Source organism: Bacillus sp. MMSF_3328, assembly GCF_030733525.1.
Taxonomy (GTDB): domain Bacteria; phylum Bacillota; class Bacilli; order Bacillales; family Cytobacillaceae; genus Bacillus_AB; species Bacillus_AB infantis.
This window is the reverse complement of sequence record NZ_JASHIV010000014.1, coordinates 48,125-66,834: the sequence shown is the minus strand read 5'-3', so window position 1 is coordinate 66,834 and position 18,710 is coordinate 48,125. Positions and strand designations below refer to the sequence as shown.

The following is an 18,710-nucleotide window of genomic DNA, read 5'->3' as shown; positions in this document are numbered from 1 at the left end:
GAAGTGGTATAGGTGCCTGTCACCAATTGATGAGTAATGGATACGGTAACAACAGAGTTGAAGAACAGCGGTCAATTGGAAGATGTGAAAGAATATGTAGAAAGCTACCCAGAGCTGAAGAAGTATGTTGAGGAAGCAGAAACAGTGGATGAGAGCCAGTTGCCTTTCAAAACGAGGGAGCAGGATGCACGGGCCTTGATAAGAATGGTCAGCATATTTGAGATTCAGGGCACTACAGCAGATACAGGAAGGAACAGTACCTAAAGAAGGAGTAATCCAAAAGCTTGAAAGCAATCGAAGAGGAGATTCTCGCATTAAGGTGATTGCGTATAAGGAGATTTATAATAAATAGAAGATCCTGATGGGGGCTTTTTTTTTAGGGGACTCTTTATCAGCTTGTACTTATTCCTTTGGTTGAAGAATAATAATTAACTAAGCGGACCTCGAAGAACAAGAGGAAAAAATTAATTACTTTTTTCTTTTATTATATAAGATGACCATGTATAATTATTCTATATAACGAACGTTAGTGAACTTAAAGAAGAAGGGGTTCTTTCAGGAGGAGGGATTTCATTAGTGGAGCCAAGAGCAGATAAATTAAGGAGGGCAAGAATGGAAAAGCGCAAAAGGCTTTTTAAGGCTTTTTCGGCGAGTACAGCGCTTTCCTCCATGATTCTCGGAGGTGCCCAACTGGCGTCGCCTACATATGCACAATTCAATTCTACCCAGGAAAAAGAAATCCAAATTGGAGCGTGTTTTATTTTTCCTAAAGTAATTGAAAAAGATTATCGGGATTTTGCGGTAAATTTATCTGAAGAAGTTATTGAGGAGGCCAAAGCTGCTATGATAGCTGGAGAGCAGCTAAAAGAAAAAAATACTGCAATCTCAATCTCAGAATTGAAATCTCTTAATGACAACAAATTAGATGATTCCGAGACTAACTCAGACAATACTGGTGCAGGGGGCGGAACTGCGGTAAATCAACTTACTTTGCAAAAGAATTCACTGGTAAGCCAATTGAACAGTGTAAAAAGCCAATTGAGAGCTGTTAACAGTGGAATACAGGAAATGGAAAATGAGTCTAAAGCGCTGGCAGCTTATTCACAAAGTATAAAGAGCTATCTGGAAAGCGTCTTAAAAGAAAGTAAAACAAACGGCAGCCTAAAGTTAATGGAATTAGAAAATTTATTGGCCGAAATAAATGGATTTAAAGATAAAGCTATTAATGAATGCAAATATGAGAAGGCCTATTTCTCTGAAGTGCTCACACCAATGAATCTAGCTACAGAAGGGCTGAAAGAAATCTTAAAAAAGCTGGAGGACGAAGAAGTCAGTTTTATAAGTTTGCTTGATGAATCCGAGAAAAACCTTCAGTCTTACACAGATAGCCTGCAAAGATACAGAACCGAAAGTGCCATGCTGGAAAATGAGATAGCCAGTATTAAAAGCAACATTGAAAAAGTAAAGGGGCAGATTGAAGCAGAAGAAGCAGCTAAAGCGAAAGCTGAAAAAGAGAAGAACAATCAGTCTCCTCCTGCAGAGAAACCGGATAATACCGGAAAACCTGCTAATCAAGATTCATCTGCAAATCCGGGAGAATCAAAAGCAGTCCCGCCAGCGGATGAGGAGAAGGCTGCCCCACCTGCAGGAGAGCAAAAGGACAATGCATCAGACAAACCAGCAGATAACGGAAAAGCACCAGACAACCAGCAGGATGCTGGCACAGACCCTGATACAGGTTCAGCTCAAGACAACAACAGCACTTCCGAAGATGCTTCTTGATATACTGCTAAATAAGAAAGAGGATGCCTGAAATGGCATCCTCTTTTTTAAGTGACAGGCACCCATACCACTTTGGGCAAGTGGTATAGGTGCCTGTCACCAATTTTGTCACCAATTTCTAACTCAAACTCTCTTCAAATTTCTTCATCAGCCATTTATAATAGGCCGTTTTTTTCTGGGCGTCATTTCTGCCTGCGAAGAGGTTGTACACCTCAGAAATATTCAAATAATCGGGAAGGTTTTTACGGGTGGGGTCAAAGTAGCGGAAGCTGGACCAGCGGTAGTCCAGTGGATGATCGACAATTGAGGCTTCGACGGGGTTTAAGTGGATATAGCGGCTGACCTCAAGGAGGCCATATGCATCATAAATGGGCTTGCTGAAATACCTCTTCTCAAATACATGCCCTTGCACTCCATAGCGCTTGTTAAAATAATCAGCATAACCTTTGTTCAAATTTCTCATTACTCCGGGGAGCGGGACTTGCTGGGTTCGGAGCAGCAGGTGAAAGTGATTGCTCATTAAGCAATAGCTTGCCAGCTCCAGTCCGGTTTTACGGTGAAAGTAATGCAGAAGATTCATAAAGGATACAAAGTCATGATCTTCCTGGAATAGATCGGCCCGCCAATTCCCACGGCTCACCACATGGTGGAAGTGACTGGGGCTCCAGATTCTTTTTGGTCTTGCCATAATTACCTCCCTAATAAATAGATAGAACGCATTGTTAATTATTTGACTTTAGACCATAATTTTCCTTCCTGTTGGAATGGAAATTGAACAGATTAAGATGAAAAGTGATTGCCCGGTGTGAAAGGATTTCTAGCAAAAAAACATTGCTTTTCCATTCGATCTGGCTAATTCCAACGCTATTCGACAAAATCCGGGAGGTGCCTGTCACCACTATTCACCACTATCTCATTTACAAAATATTTGTAATGCTAAATAATTTTTACACTATTCGCTATTTATTTCTGATATATTTATAACTGGGTTGTTACATTTTAGCGAAATTTGTAATGATTCTACTTATTAGTAAAGGGTGAATATGGTATGAAAAAGTCGAAGAAGAGAAGTATAAATAAAGTTCTAACTTCAACAATGGCTTTAAGCCTTGTATCCGTTCCTTTCGTTTCAACTCAAGCAGGTGCTGAGGCGGCTGATAATCAAGCGCTTTCACAATCTGTGCAGAAAGCTTCAATTGTAAATGTTTTGGCTGAAAAACCAGAAGTGAATTACAATACGGCAGTACCGCAGGAGAGCGCTTCAACACTGAACCTTCGAATCATGGAAACAACCGATATTCATACAAACCTTTTAAACTTTGATTATTACAAAAATGCCGCTTCTGAAAAAGTTGGACTGGCCAGAACAGCAACCCTTATAGAAGACGCTCGTAAAGAAGAACCCAATAGTGTCCTGGTAGATAACGGGGACCTTATCCAGGGAACTCCGCTTGGTACATACGTGGCCAAGATTGATCCGCTTGAAGATGGCGAGCTTCACCCTTCCATTGCCGCTATGAATACCATGGGCTATGACATGGCCACTTTAGGGAACCATGAGTTTAACTACGGCCTGGACTTCCTTGATGAAGCTTATGATGATGCAAATTTTGATTTCGTTAATGCTAATGTGTACACAGATGATCAAGACGACAATCCCGAGAATGATGTTAATGAATTTACACCATATAGAATTGTAGATAAAGAAGTAACTGACGAACAAGGAAATCCTCAAACAATTAAAATCGGCTATATTGGATTTGCTCCTCCTCAGATCAATGATTGGGACAAGGCCAATCTAGATGGGAAAGTAGTTACAAAAGATATTATAGAATCAGCCATTAAATTCATCCCTCAAATGAAGCAAGAAGGTGCTGATGTCATAATTGCAATGGCACACTCCGGCTTTAACGGAAATGAGGAAAACACAGAGGACACTGTATACAGTCTTAGTAAAGTAGAAGGCATTGACGCCATTACTTTTTCACACACCCATAAAGTATTCCCTGCTAAAACTGAAGCCGCCCTTGATATCCTGTTTAAAGACGCTTCTGGCAAGGTGCTGCCTGGAGTTGACAATGCAAAAGGGACAATCAATGGAGTGGCAGCTGTACAAGCTGGATACGGCGGAGGTTCTCTTGGCTTAATCGACCTGACACTGGAGAAGCAGGGTGATTCCTGGACTGTAACGGGATCTCAATCCTCGACACGTGAAGTTTCAACTTCGGTTGCTCTTGATCAAGAGGTGGTTGCTGCAGTTACTGAGGCCCACAATAAGACAATTGAATATGTAAATCAGCCAATTGGAACAACAACAGATGACATTTACAGCTACTTCGCCCTTGTACAGGATGATCCTTCTGTACAAGTTGTAACCAATGCCCAGAAATGGTTTGTAGAAAAGTATATCAACCTTAATAAGCCAGAGTACAAAGATCTTCCAATTTTATCAGTAGGTGCTCCTTTTAAAGCCGGAAGAAACGGTGCAGAAGAATATACTGAGATTAAAAAAGGCAACCTGACGATCCGGAGTGCAGGAGATCTTTACCTTTATGACAACACGCTAAAGGCGGTTAAGGTGAAGGGTTCTGTCGTAAAAGAATGGATTGAGATGACCGCAGGGAAATTCAACACAATTGATCCTGCCAAGACAGAAACGCAGGAGCTTTTAAATCCTTCTTTCCCAGTTTACAACTTCGATGTTATTGATGGAGTTAATTATCAAATCGATGTAACCAAGCCGGCCAAATATGATAAAGATGGAAAAGTGGTCAATGCAAACAGCAGCCGTGTCATTAACCTTACATATGACGGCCAGCCTGTTGATCCTGATCAGGACTTTATCGTTGTAACAAATAACTACCGTGCAGGCGGCGGCGGAAACTTCCCGGGCGTTAAAGGAAGCGAGCTGGTTGTGGACTCTGCAGATGAAAACCGTCAGATTTTGATGGACTACATCACAGAAGAAGAAACAATTACGCCTACTGCTGACAATAACTGGTCAATCGCTCCGATTGATGCAGATGTAAAGGTAACCTTTACTACTTCTCCTAAGGCAGAAGCCTATTTAAAAGAAGATGGAAACATTTCTTATACTGGAGAAAAAAATGATCAAGGCTTCGGTATTTTCAATATCGATCTAAAAGGTACACCTGCTGAACAGCCAAATGATCATGTAAAAGTACAATTGCTGGGATTAAACGACCTTCACGGACAGCTGGACACTACTACTAAGGTAGATGGCATAGCTTCTGGAAGAATTGATTTCACAGCTGCAGCGATGAAGGAAAGGGAAGCTGATAATCAGAATACACTTCTTGTACATGCCGGGGATATGATCGGCGGAAGTCCGCTTGTATCAGCTCTGTTCCAGGATGAGCCGACAGTAGAAATCATGGAAGCAATGGGCTTTGACGTTGGTACATTGGGGAATCATGAATTTGATGAAGGTATCGATGAACTGAAGCGGATGATCAATGGAGGCCAGCATCCAAATGGCACAGAAGACTATGATGGAATGAACTTTCCTGTTGTCGCAGCAAATGTCTACGACGACAGCACTGATGAACTGATTACTGAGCCATATGCTGTTAAAGAAGTAGGCGGCCAAAAGATTGGATTTATCGGGGTTGTGACACAAGAAACGCCTGACATGATTGTACGCAAAGGAAATGAGAACCTTAAGATTACCGACGAAGTAGAAGCAATCAACAAGTATACAAAAGAGCTTCAGGAGCAAGGTGTTGAAGCCATTGTAGTACTGGCGCATAATCCTACATTCCAGGAGCAAAAAGCTGATTTGTATGATGCATCAACTATCGCTGAAAATGTAGATGATGCAGTTGATATTATCTTTGCGGCTCACAACCACGTGAAAGTGAATAAAGTAGTAGACAACAAGCTGATTGTCCAAGCCTATTCTTATGGAACAGCATTTTCTGATGTAGATATCGAAATCGATCCAGCTACAGGCGACATTGTCGGAAAAGCAGCTGAGATTGTTCAGGTTAAACAAAGCGACTATACACCGGATGCCGATGTTGCTGCTATCCTTAAAAAGTATGCGGATAAGGTAGAGCCGATTAAAGCTGTTGTAGTCGGTGAAAATGCCACTGAGCTTGCAAAAGGCTATCCATCTGTGAACAGTGAATATGCTGATAACGGACTGGGTAATCTGATTGCTGATGGAATGATTGCTTCAATGGATGCAGATTTTGCCCTGATGAATGGCGGTGGAGTGCGTGCGAATCTGCCTGCAGGTGATGTAACCTTTGGAAGCCTGTTCGCCATCCAGCCTTTCGGAAATGTTCTGAACAAAGTGAAGCTGAGCGGAGCAGATCTTGAAACAATATTAAATAAGCAGATCACTGAAAAAGGCCTTGATTTCCACATTGCCGGCTTCAAGTACACATATTCTTGGGACAGTGCAGCTAAAAAAGGCAAAGTAGTGGATATTCTTAATGAAGATGGCACACCGATTGATAAGAATAAAGAATATACGGTTGTTATGAATAACTATATGTATGGCAATCTATCATATGGGATTGCAGAACTTGCGACAGACCTTGAAGTTGGGCAAATTGACTTGGATGCAACGGTTGACTTTGTAAAGACGTTGGAAAAGCCGTTCACATATGGTGTGGAAGGAAGGATTCAGAAAGTAGCCGCTCCAACTCCGCCAAGCAATCCTGGTACACCGTCTGCTCCGGAGTTGCCGTATGCAACAGTAGAAAAGCAAACTGTGAATGGACAAGTTTATGCAGTAGCGAAGCTTGATGAGCAGAAAATCCAGAGCTACCTGGCATCTGATAAAAATGCAAAATCAATTGCGATTACTCTTCCAGCAGCTGTTGGGCAGGAAAAAGTAAAAGCAGAAATCTCTGCTGAAATTCTTGAAATGCTGAAAAATCAGCATAAGAAATTCACAATTGAAGTGAATGCAGATAAGGCTGACTACAAGCTTTCTGTAGATGATATTAAAGTAGAAGACATTGCGAAACAGCTGGGTGCCAAAGCTGAAGATGTTAAACTGTCTATCTCTGTTAATGAGGCAGCAGACACTGCTGGTGTAATCAGCAAAAACGCTCTTAAGCCAGTATCTCAACTAGTTGAATTCAATGTTTCAGCTAACGCTGGCGACAAGGTACAGGAAATCAGCCGACTTCCTAAATACAATGAAAGAGTGATTACACTCAATAAGCAGGTTGATCCAAAGCATGCAACAGTTGTAAAGCTAAATGCCGACGGAACTTTCTCAGCAGTACCAACGAAATTCAAGGGTGAAGAAGCAATCTTTAAGAGCCTGACAAACGGCATCTATACAGTTGTGGAAAACTCTGTAAGCTTTAAAGATATCACAAAGATTTGGAACAAAGATGATATAGAAACACTGGCTTCTAAGTATATCGTCCAGGGATATGAAGACGGTACATTCAAGCCGAACACTTCTACAACCAGACTTCAGCTGGCTTTATTGCTGACAAGAAGCTTGGGGCTCTCCCCTGAAGCAGACTACGATGGACGCTTCAAGGACATTGGCAAAAGCAGCAAGTATGCTGAAGAAATCATGGCTGCAGTAGAGGCTGGAATTATCAAAGGAAAGCAGGATGGCAAATTCGATCCAAATGAAACGGTTAACCGTGAGCAGGCAGCTGCCATGATCAAGCGTGCAATGGATTACATGAGCTATGATGCTTCAAAAGCAGATAAGTCCAAGTCACTTGACAGCTTGAAAGATCAGAAGAAGATCAGCAGCTTTGCCAAGGAAGATATTGAATTTCTTCTTCAAGCCGGCGTAATGAGCGGTAAGCTTGACGGCAAGTTTGATCCTAAAGGGAATACAACAAGGGCTCAAATCGTTAAAATGATCCAAAATGCCCTCACTTTCTCTGACATGATGTAAAAGCAGAAAGAAGCTCCCTCCCTAGGGAGCTTCTTCTGCTTTAAACAGGCACCTCCCGAAAGAAAACAAAATATATAATTCGACAAATTCCGGGAGGTGCCTGTCACCAAAAAAAGAAGGATTTTCAAAACAAGCACAGAATAGTTATCTAGTAACCAAATACATTCCTGGAATGGAGGCCCGAAAATGGATCTTGGGAGTATCGGCAGAACTTTGCATCGTTTGAGAAAAGCGGCTAATCTTTCGCATGAGGAGCTGGCAGCGAATATTTGTCCTCCGCAGGCAGTAAAAGAAATCGAGGAAGGGAAGTCATATCCGTCCGTGGACATCCTGGAAAAGCTGGGGGAGAAGATGGGCTTGAAGATCAATATTTTCTTTGATGTGAGCGAATCTACCTCATCTACCTACATAGAAGCCGTACAGCAGATAATCCGAAAGTATATCCGGAACAGGGAGTATAAATCCATCGGGCTGATAGTAGAAAGGGAGATGAACAATCCCCTGTTTCAAACGCCTTTTCATCTTCAATTTTTAAAATGGCATGAAGGTATTTCGATTTATTATAATTCAGGGAATGTGCAGCAAGCGATTGATGTATTATGGGAGGCCATCGACCTTACGAAGGTGGACACCAATGTCTGGACAGAAAGGGAAATTGAAATCCTGAACAGCATCGGCGTTATTTATTACGAGGAACAGCGCTTTCACGAAGCGTATGAAACATATTATAAAGCCTACGGCCGCCTTGAGAGCCTGCCTTTTATTAAAAACAGCCAAATCAAAATTCGTGTACTTTACGGATTGTCTCAGACACTGTCGGAGATGGGCAAATATCATGAATCACTTGTCTACAGCAACAGGGGCATTGATATGTGCATTGAATCGGAGACCATGTATCTGCTGGGTGAACTCAATTATCAAAGCGGAGAAAATTACTTCAAAATTGGGGAAGAAGATAAAGGGATTGAGTTTATCGAAAGCTCAAAAACGGTCTTCTCCATACAGCGAAATGAAAAATTCATAGATTTGGTTAATAATGAAATGGCATTGTTATTAAAAAAATGATAACATAATATGTAACAACAGGAATATGCTTACAATATAAAAAGGATAGGAGGAATTCCGGTATGAAAAAATTTATTGCTGGCCTTACTCTTGCAAGTGCACTTGTAACTGGAGTGTTTGGATTAGGATTAGTTGATACATCTGTAACGCCTGGCGGAGGAGTAACAACAACAGGCCTTCCACCACAGCATTAATTTAAAACAGAGTGACAGGCTTCTGCCTGTCGCTTTTTCCTTTTGACCGGCACTTTCTCCTCTCTCCCACCTCTCTGCAGTGAGCCCCCTTCTATGAAAAAATTCCTGAATAAACAATACCTCACTCACCATCAAACAGTACTTTCGACCCCAATGCTAACATTTACATTTCTTTAAAATATTGGTACATTAACAATAATCTACTATTCTGACAAATAAAGAAGGGATATTAGTCTGGAAAAATAGTAAAAGAACATGGGGGGAAGACAGTGATAAAGAAAAGCTTTTCTATTTTGATGATCATGCTCCTTCTTTTTGCAACCGGGGCGATGGGAGCGGCTGCTCCTGCAAAGGCTTCAGCTAAAACGGTTCAGCAGAAATTGATGCTGGACAAGCAATATAAGCCGGATGATAAGGTCCGTGTACTGGTCGAGCTTGATGATGAACCAGCGATAGAATACGCGCGCAGAAGCGGCGTGAAATTCGGTGATTTAGCACCAACTGTTAAAAATAAGCTTCAAAAAGATGCGGTGACTGCACAAAGCGCGGTTAAAAATGAAATCAAATCCAAAAAAGTCGCAATCAAATATCTCAACAGCTTTACAACGATTGTCAACGGCTTCAGCGCCGAAGTGAAATATGGCGACATGGAAGCCATCGGAAAATTAAAGAATGTGGCGAAAGTACATATCGTCAATGAATATGAACGCCCGGAAGAAAAGCCGGAGATGCGTTACAGCAAGGAATTTATCCAGGCTCAGGAAGCATGGAGGGAATACGGAGTCAAAGGTGAAGGCATGATTGTCGGCGTCATTGATACCGGCATTGACCCGGATCATAAAGATATGGTGCTGACGGACAGCTCCACAGCAGAATTATCACAGGCTGATACAGACAGCCTTATCTCTGCCAATCAGCTTCCGGGCAAGTTTTATACAGATAAAGTCCCGTATGGCTATAACTATATGGATGATAACGATACAATCCTTGATCTTGGACCTGATGCGAGCATGCACGGAATGCATGTGGCAGGTACAGTAGGGGCAAATGGGGATGAGGAGAATGGCGGAATTAAGGGAGTCGCGCCTGAGGCCCAGCTTTTGGCCTTGAAGGTGTTCGGAAATGACCCTGAATTCCAGTCAACTTACGGAGATATCTATATAAGAGCTATGGATGATGCCATCAAGCTGGGGGCCGATGTCCTTAATCTGAGCCTTGGCTCAACGGCAGGATTTGTTTCTGCTGATGACCCAGAGCAGATGGCTGTGAAAAGGGCAGTAGACAGCGGTGTCCTTGTGGCTATTTCAGGCGGCAACTCTGCCCATTTTGGCTACGGGTTTGAAAACAATCCTTATGCTTCAAATCCTGATATCGGTGTTTCCGGAGCTCCGGGAGTATCTTATGATTCCCTTCAGGTTGCTTCTTCAGAGAACTCTTTTATGGATCTTGAAGCTGCTTCTGTTTCAATCGGGGAAAAAGAAAGCCTGCTTCCGTTTTTGTCGGCAGGAAGCGTCCATCCAAGTGCATTGGATAAAGAAGAGTTTTCAGTGGTCGATGCAGGACTCGGCAAGCCGGAAGAAACCCGGGCTGCTGATCTTGAAGGGAAATTCGCACTGATCCAGCGCGGAGAAATCAGCTTTGTAGATAAGGCCCTGAACGCACAGGCAGCTGGAGCAGTCGGAGTCATTATCTACAATCATACCGATGGAATGATTGGAATGGCCACTGACAGTGCGGTTGTAATCCCTCAGATAGAGATGCAGATGCAGGATGGGGAAATGCTGAAAACAGCCCTTGATAGCGGTGAGGAAGTGAAAGTTTCCTTTAATGGGGAAAGTGCCAAGGTAGCAAACCCGGAATCCGGGAAAATGAGTGATTTCTCTTCATGGGGGCTTACGCCTAATCTTGATTTCAAACCGGAAATCACAGCTCCCGGCGGACAGATCTACTCTACATTGAATAATAATCAATACGGGATGATGAGTGGTACATCCATGGCAGCGCCTCATGTTGCCGGCGGCTCAGCCCTTATCCTCGAGAGAGTGGACAAGGAATTCAGCCTGGCTGGCTATGAGCGGGCAGCTTTCGCCAAGAACCTTCTTATGAATACGGCAAAGCCGATTGTGGATCAAGGCCCAGCGCAGAGCAAGCTTGCCCAGAATAATTTCTATTCGCCGCGCCGCCAGGGAGCAGGCATGATGCAGCTGAATGCAGCCTTGCACACTCCTGTTGTTGTAACAGAATCAGCGACAAACGAGGCAAAAGTGGCTTTGAAGGAAATTTCAGCTGATTCTATTTCCTTTACGCTTAAAGCCACTAACTACTCAGATGCTGCGGCCGTATACCAGGTTAATGTCAATGCCCAGACAGATCTGGCTGAAGAAGGCTATCTGGGTGTACAGCCAGGCCAGCTGGAAGCACAGGAACTCCAGGGGGCAAAAGTGGCCATCAATGGAGAGGAGGCACCAGTGATCACGGTGCCGGCAAATTCATCCGCAGAAATCAAAGTGGACATCGACCTTTCAGAAGCTAAAGTGCTGAGTGAGGACGGAACAAGCACAGTTTCACCGGAAGAAATTTTCGCAAACGGGTATTTTGCTGAAGGATTTGTAACTTTTACTGATACGGAAGATCAAAATCCTCCGCTGACTGTCCCTTATACAGGCTTTAAGGGAGACTGGAATGCCCCTCCGATCCTGGACGGATTTGTATGGGAGGCAGATAGTTTTTATAAAATGGCAGGAATGGTAACCGTGATGGATGGGGAGTATGGCTATCTTGGCTATAATGCATTCACAAAGGCAACCCTCCCTGAGTCCATTGCCATTTCTCCCAATTCAGACGGAATACAGGAACAGGCAATCCCTGTTTTATCTTTCCTGAGAAATGCCAAAACAGCAGAATTCAATATTCTGGATGATGAAGGTAAGCTGCTGAGGAAATTGAGAACAGAAAATAATATTACGAAAAATTATTATGATAGCGGCAGCAGTCCGCTTTACTCTCTTGACCCTGCAAGAAGCTGGGATGGAAAAGTAAATAACAAAATCGCTGAGGGAGACTATTTCTACGAAATCAAGGCAAAAATTGATTATCAGGGAGCAGACTTCCAAAGCTTCAAAATTCCGGTCAAGATTGATAATACAAAACCGCAATTAGAAGCGAGCTACAGCGGACAGAAATTAACATTCAAGGCAGAAGATGACGCGGAAGGAAGCGGCATTGCCTATATTGATATTTTCATTGATGGAGAAACGCTTTTCACAACAGAAGAAACCCCCGGACTGCCGGGCGATGCAGTAGAGTACATCCTTCCTGACAGCCTGGAAGCAGGCCAGGAAATCATTGTAGCTGCCTTTGACTATGCAGGAAACGCAGTAGAAAAAGAGTTCGAGGCTGAAGAAGACAGTGAGGACCCAGGCGACCCGGGTGATCCAGGAGATCCAGACCCTGGTAATCCAGGCAGCCCTGGAGGCGGGGGCGGAACACCGCCGGCACCTCCTGCTGGAGACAGCCAGGGCGACTTAAAGCTTGAAGGAAGCACGGCAACCCTGACAGTTGATGAAGGTAAAATTCTTGCCGCTATCAATGATCCTCTTAAATCATCTGTTACTATTGATCTCTCATCTTCACAGAAGGATGCTTCTTCCTTCCAGGCAGTTGTAAAGCCTGAAACGATTAAGAAGATAGCAGACAAAAACAAGTCTCTTACAGTGGCTACAGGTAATGCCAGCATCACCATTCCGGCCAAGGTTCTAAAAGAGGCAGCAGGACTTTCATCAGGAGAGATCAAGTTCAGTGTTTCAGAGCTTCAGCCGAAAAAATCCGAGCTTCCAGCAGCAGAAAAAGGACAGCGGAGAATTTCGGATGTGTATGATTTAAAGATCATCTACACTAAAGATGGCAAGGAACGCTATCTGACAGGCTTCAGCGAGCCGGTGTCAGTAAGCCTTTCAATCAAAGGGGCCGAATTGAATGACAAGCGGAAGGCTGCCGCTTATTACCTGAATGAACAGCAGAACAAATGGGAATACACAGGCGGCAAGGCTGAAGGGGATTCAGTAACATTTTCGGTGAATCACTTCTCCAAGTATGCAGTATTAGAAAACAGCAAAACATTCAACGATATCAAGACGCATTGGGCAAAGGATGAAATCGAGGTGCTGGCTTCCCGCTCCATTACAGGAGGGAAGACGGCAGACAGATTTGCTCCCGGCGATAAGCTGACAAGAGCAGAGTTTGCCGTATTGCTTGTAAGAGCCTTAAATATACCGACAGAATCCTACAGGGGTGTCTTCCCCGATGTTACGGCCAAGCAATCATGGAGTGTGCTCCATATTGAGGCTGCGAGCCGTGCAGGCATTGTACAGGGCGATTTGAAAGGAAAGTATAATCCGGGAGAGGAAATAACGCGTGAGCAGATGGCCGCCATGATCGTTAGGTCCATCCGCTACCTGAATGAAGATCTTTTGGACGGCGTATCCTCCGAAAAGAAATTCAAGGATCAAAGTACAGTGAGTCCTGGTCTGCGGGAAGCAGTATCCCAGGCAGCGGCCCTTGGCATTGTAAAAGGAAAAGCCGGCGGAACCTTTGCTCCGAAAGCGGACACAACAAGGGCGGAAGCTGCAGTTATGCTGTACAGGCAGCTTTCCCTGCTGGATGAGATCTAATAACGCAAAATCTTTGAAATCGAATTGAAATGAAAACGTAAACTATAAAAGCATCAGCTCCTGGTCCCGGGAACTGATGCTTTTTTAGTTTTTCATATTAAAAGGGGTAATTCTTAATGCACTTATTTTTTCACAGCCAGAATCAATAGACTCATAAAAAAGGTTCTTAATATAGTAGAAAAAGACACAAAATAAAGAAATTGGAAATATTTTATTACAAAATTTCATGTTTATAGACAAAATGGATTATACAGGTACAGCTTCCAGTGTGTTAAAATGTAGGAAAATGGCGAAAGGAGCAAGCTAGATAATGAGGAAATTTTTTTGTGTGATTTTGCTGGCTTTGATGATGCTGCCGTTCTTTGGCACAACATCTGAAGCGGCTGGATCCTTTAAGGACGTAGGAGCTGATTACAGAGCCTACAAGGAAATCATGTACTTGGCTCAAGGTAATATTGTCACGGGAAGCTCAGACGGATATTTCAGCCCCAACAAGGAGGTAACCCGCGCAGAAGCGGCGGCGATGCTTGGGAGGGCTTTAAACCTTAATGGAGCGAAAAGAGTCACACAATTTAAAGATGTCAACAGTCAGTCGTTTGCTTCTGGATATATTCAATCAGCTGTAGATAAAGGGATCATCTCAGGATATTCCGATGGCTCCTTCAAGCCGGGCAAGCCGGTGACGCGGGGAGAAATGGCCCTGCTGATCAGCCGTGCTTTCCAATACGGGGAGAACAGTACGGGCGGTGCAGCGAATGCACTGATGGCCAGGGGGATAGCCCAGGGGATTTCACCAACGAATTTTGGATATGATTCCAATATTAAAAGGGCGGATTTTTCCGTATTCCTCGCCAGATCGGTAGATTACAAGCTTAGGATCGGCGCAAGTGTTTCATTTACAGGTGAACTTACGGTAAACGCAGATTCCCTGAATGTACGGACAGGGCCGAACACAGATTATCCAAAGGTTGATTCTTTAGCACAGGGAACAACCGTACAGGCTGCTTATAATGTAGGAGACTGGGTGTACATAAAGTCCGGCTCTGCTGAAGGGCTGGTACATGGTGCATACTTGGATGGAAGCTATAAGCCGGGGGATGTAAATAATGATCCGATTGCCCTGCAGACAATCGTAATTGATCCTGGACATGGCGGATCCGATCCAGGTGCAGGCGGTTTTGGCATCCTGGAAAAGAATGTAGTGCTGGACACCTCTTTAAAGGTAAAGAGCCTGTTGAGCAGGACTCCGTTTGATGTAAAGCTGACAAGGGAAACCGATGTATTTATCTCCCTGCAGAAAAGGGTAGAATTTGCCAAGGCTGCTAAAGCGAATATATTCCTGAGTGTGCATGCAAATGCATTCAATGGAACAGCCAACGGAACCGAAACCTATTATTATAATTCGGCTGCAACGAATCCAAATACAGCTGAAAGCAAGGCACTGGCAGCAGCAGTCCAAAACAGGCTGCTTAACGCCTGGAAACTCTATGACAGAGGCGTTAAACACGGAAACTTCCACGTAATCCGTGAAAATACCATGCCTGCAGTGCTTGTAGAGCTTGGTTTCATTGACAATCAGAAAGATAATGAAAAACTCAAATCGTCAGCTTGGCGACAGAAAGCGGCAGAGGCGATTTATTTCGGGATTTTAGACTATTATAAGCAAAAAGGGTACAACGTGTCCTCTTACTATAATATCTGATATTTACCCCGACTCTATAAGATATAAACAACAACAGGAGCTGATTAAGCTCCTTTTGTTTTATAGTTCAGCCTTTATATAAGATAATGATAGAATGAAAGAATGATAGCGATTCGGCAGCTTGCTGAAGCCGTTCCCCGCTTTCGTGAATCTAGTAGAACGGAGTCTTTAACTATGAAAAAATGGCTGATGCCTGCGGCAGTTATGTTGTTAATAAGCAATATCCTATTTCCGGTCATGAATAATGGCAGCACTGCTGCAAAAGCCGCCCCGGAGACACAGGAGGCTAATTACATCGCGTTTTTTAATGGGGAGATCAATGAAAAGCTGATTGAGTCGGCAGGCGGGGAAGTAACGCGGGAATATGGGCTGATCCATGCCGCTGCAGTTAAGCTGCCTGCCGCCTCGGCAGAAGTACTGCGCCTCTCCGGTGAGCTTGCGGGCCTTGAGAAGGATCAGAAGGTACAGGTGGGCGGACAGGTGATTCCATGGGCGCACGGGAATATAAACCGAACGTCCATGCAGCCGGCAGGCCTGACAGGCAAAGGCGTAAAGATTGCCATTATCGATTCCGGTGCTGCTGAGCATGAGGATCTTTCCATCGCTGGCGGTGCCTGTGTACTGGATCTTAATTATAATCCGCTGGCCTGCAAGGATTCTTATAAGGATGAGAACGGGCATGGAACCCATGTGGCAGGTATCATTGGTGCCCTGGACAATGAGGTCGGCATAGTCGGCGTGGCCCCTGAAGCACAATTATATGCGGTCAAGGCGCTGGACCGCAGAGGGGACGGTACTTCATCCACTGTCATGGCAGGACTGGAATGGGCCATCAAAAACGATGTGGATATCATCAATCTGAGTCTCACCACACCATATGATGATGTTGGTATCCGGACAATGATAGATAAAGCTTATGAAAAAGGAATCCTGATCATTGCTGCAGCCGGAAACTCGGGGAAGGGCGACGATGTGAATACTGTGGAATATCCCGGCAAGTTCCCGAGTGTCATTGCCGTATCCGCCGTCAATAAAGCGAATGTGAAGGTGCCTTCATCCTCCAGCGGGGCTGAAATAGAGCTAGCCGCACCGGGCAGCTCTATTTACAGCACAACGCCTCAAGGGTATGGGTACATGACGGGGACTTCAATGGCATCCCCTTTCGTAGCCGGAATGGCAGCACTATATATGCAGAAATATCCCGGCTACACGAATAAGCAGATCAGGAAGCTTCTGCAGACAAATGCCAAGGACCTTGGCACTCAGGGAAAAGATCATCTTTACGGATACGGCCTCGTTCAGGCAGACACAGCAAAGGTAAATCCGATACCCGTCTCGGCCAGGGCAGACAACAGCGGGAAAATCTCACTGGATATGCAGAATGTTTTGAAGGAATTCAAGGCCTATAATGTATATCGTTTCGGCGGACTGATCGCAGAAGGGGCCGCAGAACCAGTTTTTGAGGACTACGGGGTAAAAGGACAGGTCCCTTACATGATTGTGCCCCTGAACGGGAAGGAAGAGAAACTGGACAGAAGCACGCTTGTCTCTGCAGAGATTGCTTCTCCTTACTTCAAGGACATGACAAATTCGCTTTGGTACAGCAGGCACTTAATATACCTCAACAGGGAAGGTATACTGAACGGCTATCAGGAAAAAATGATGGGTCCCGGAAAGCTTGTAACCAGGGCAGAAGCTGTTGCAATGATTGGAAGGGCGCTGGGTATCGAAGGCACCCAGAAGGCTACCAGATTTAAGGATGTTCCATTTGCCAGCTTTGCTTCTGGCTATATTGAAGGAGCTGCAGCCAGCGGGATATTGACCGGGTTCAAAGACGGGACATTCAGGCCGAATGAGCCGGTGACACGCGCAGAAATGGCCATTTTGATAGCGAGAGGCTATAAACTGCCTGAGGCTTCAAATGTCTCATTTTCAGATGTGAGCCCAAGCATAGCCGGTTCAAAGGAAATTCTGAAAATCGCCGGAGCTCATATTTCAGAAGGCTATCCTGATGGTACATTCAAGCCGGGAGAAAAGATGCTCCGCTCCTCCTATGCCGTATTCCTGGCAAGGGCGGAAAATAAAGGTTTAAGATAAAAAAGACGGGCTTTATGCCTGTCTTTTTTATGTTCAGATATGTCAACTTACATATATACCCTCCTTTTTCGTCACATATTCCCATCAAACCCATTTGTAACATAATCGTAAAGTAATAGTCCGGAATTATCTGATAAAATAAGCCTATAAAATTCATATTTCGATATTATTTATGAAAAAAAGCCCAGAGGTGAAAAAATGAAACGGTTATTGTCAAAACTACTCATTGCAGTGATGGTTTTTGCTATCCTGCCTGTATCATCAGCGTTTGCATCGTCACAGCAGGAACAGATCGCAGCTATAGCAAAAGACAATCTTGGTGTGCCATATAAATATGGGGGCACTGCTCCAAGCGGTTTTGACTGTTCAGGATTCCTCTTCTATGTTTTTGGAAAAGTGGGCATCACTCTCCCGCGTGTATCGGCTGATCAGTATAATGTCGGCACTCCGGTTTCAAAGTCTGATCTGGCGGTCGGTGACCTTGTCTTTTTTGAAAAAACATATGATAAAGCAGGTATCACCCATTCAGGCATTTACATAGGCGACAATCAGTTCATCAGTGCAACAACGAGCAGCGGCATCAAGATTGATTCATTGAGCAGTACATACTGGGGACCAAAGTTTGCAGGTGCGAAAAGGGTGGTTGCAGCGGCAGCGGCATCACAGCAGTATACAGACCTTGATGCCAATCATCCGGCATATGCAGCAGTCAATGCGCTAAGCAGCCAGAACATCATTAAAGGCTTTGAGAATTCAACCTTCCTTCCAGAGAACCCGGTTACAAGAGGACAGGCTGCGGCCATCATCAACAGAGTGCTGAAAAAGGATGCTTCCAGCCTGAATGCTTTTAAGGATGTATCGCCAAACTATCAATTTGCCAATGATATTGCAGCTATAAGAGAATCCGGGATTATCACCGGCTTTGCCGACGGTACATTCCGTCCAAACAGCAATATGACACGTGCAGAGATGGCCGTCATCATTCAGCGGGCCTTCAATCTCAAGAATAAAGGTGTCACAGCCGCAAGCACCGTGTATACAGATGTCAGTCCTGGCTACTGGGCTTTCAATGCCATCATGGTCATGCACCAGATCGATACGACTTCCATCTTTGGCGGCAGCCAATACCGTTCGTCAAGCAACGCAACAAGAGCCGTCTTTTCAGCGGCAATCTATAACTCTATGAATAATTCCAGATAATTCATGAAAACCAGGAGGATAGTCCCGCACTCCTGGTTTTTTTCTTGCTTTTTTTTCCGAAAACTTGAATTTCATGTTCATTTTGCCATGGTAGTTTT

The 18,710-nt window shown here is 44.2% G+C and carries 10 protein-coding genes; 9 read left to right on the top strand and 1 reads right to left on the bottom strand.

Annotated features, from left to right (window positions below; translation table 11 throughout):
- Window positions 1-36 precede the first annotated feature (36 nt).
- Both RBB45_RS19050 and RBB45_RS19045 read left to right on the top strand, forming a co-directional pair.
- A complete protein-coding gene (locus RBB45_RS19050; protein WP_009792685.1) occupies window positions 37-264 on the top strand; it encodes a hypothetical protein in 228 nt (75 codons plus the stop codon).
- A gap of 348 nt (window positions 265-612) precedes the next feature.
- Window positions 613-1,782, top strand: a complete 1,170-nt coding sequence (locus tag RBB45_RS19045; RefSeq protein ID WP_306010193.1) for a hypothetical protein — start codon at window positions 613-615, stop codon at window positions 1,780-1,782.
- 118 nt (window positions 1,783-1,900) lie between these two features.
- Here the strand turns inward: RBB45_RS19045 and RBB45_RS19040 are convergent, their stop codons facing one another.
- Complete coding sequence (locus RBB45_RS19040; RefSeq protein ID WP_022544490.1) at window positions 1,901-2,470, bottom strand: transposase; 570 nt, start codon at window positions 2,468-2,470, stop codon at window positions 1,901-1,903.
- 360 nt (window positions 2,471-2,830) lie between these two features.
- On the opposite strand from RBB45_RS19040, the gene RBB45_RS19035 reads away from it, so the two are divergent.
- From RBB45_RS19035 to RBB45_RS19005, 7 genes are all read left to right on the top strand, one after another.
- Window positions 2,831-7,684 carry a bifunctional 2',3'-cyclic-nucleotide 2'-phosphodiesterase/3'-nucleotidase gene (locus RBB45_RS19035; RefSeq protein ID WP_306010192.1) on the top strand — a complete coding sequence of 1,618 codons (4,854 nt, stop codon included), beginning with the start codon at window positions 2,831-2,833 and terminating at the stop codon, window positions 7,682-7,684.
- A gap of 186 nt (window positions 7,685-7,870) precedes the next feature.
- Entirely contained in the window at window positions 7,871-8,749 is an 879-nt protein-coding gene (locus tag RBB45_RS19030) for a helix-turn-helix domain-containing protein (protein ID WP_009792689.1), read from the top strand.
- Window positions 8,750-8,811: 62 nt separating this feature from the next.
- On the top strand, window positions 8,812-8,943 hold the full coding sequence (locus RBB45_RS19025) for a hypothetical protein (RefSeq protein WP_022544488.1): 132 nt from the start codon (window positions 8,812-8,814) through the stop codon (window positions 8,941-8,943).
- Window positions 8,944-9,212: 269 nt separating this feature from the next.
- Entirely contained in the window at window positions 9,213-13,613 is a 4,401-nt protein-coding gene (locus RBB45_RS19020) for a S8 family serine peptidase (RefSeq protein WP_306010191.1), read from the top strand.
- Between the two features lie 310 nt (window positions 13,614-13,923).
- Entirely contained in the window at window positions 13,924-15,315 is a 1,392-nt protein-coding gene (locus RBB45_RS19015; RefSeq protein WP_022544486.1) for an N-acetylmuramoyl-L-alanine amidase, read from the top strand.
- A 174-nt stretch (window positions 15,316-15,489) separates the two neighbouring features.
- Window positions 15,490-17,412, top strand: a complete 1,923-nt coding sequence (locus RBB45_RS19010; protein WP_306010190.1) for a S8 family peptidase — start codon at window positions 15,490-15,492, stop codon at window positions 17,410-17,412.
- 198 nt (window positions 17,413-17,610) lie between these two features.
- The gene (locus tag RBB45_RS19005; protein WP_022544485.1) at window positions 17,611-18,612 is read left to right on the top strand and encodes a C40 family peptidase; all 1,002 of its coding nucleotides are present in this window, start codon (window positions 17,611-17,613) and stop codon (window positions 18,610-18,612) included.
- Window positions 18,613-18,710 lie beyond the last annotated feature (98 nt).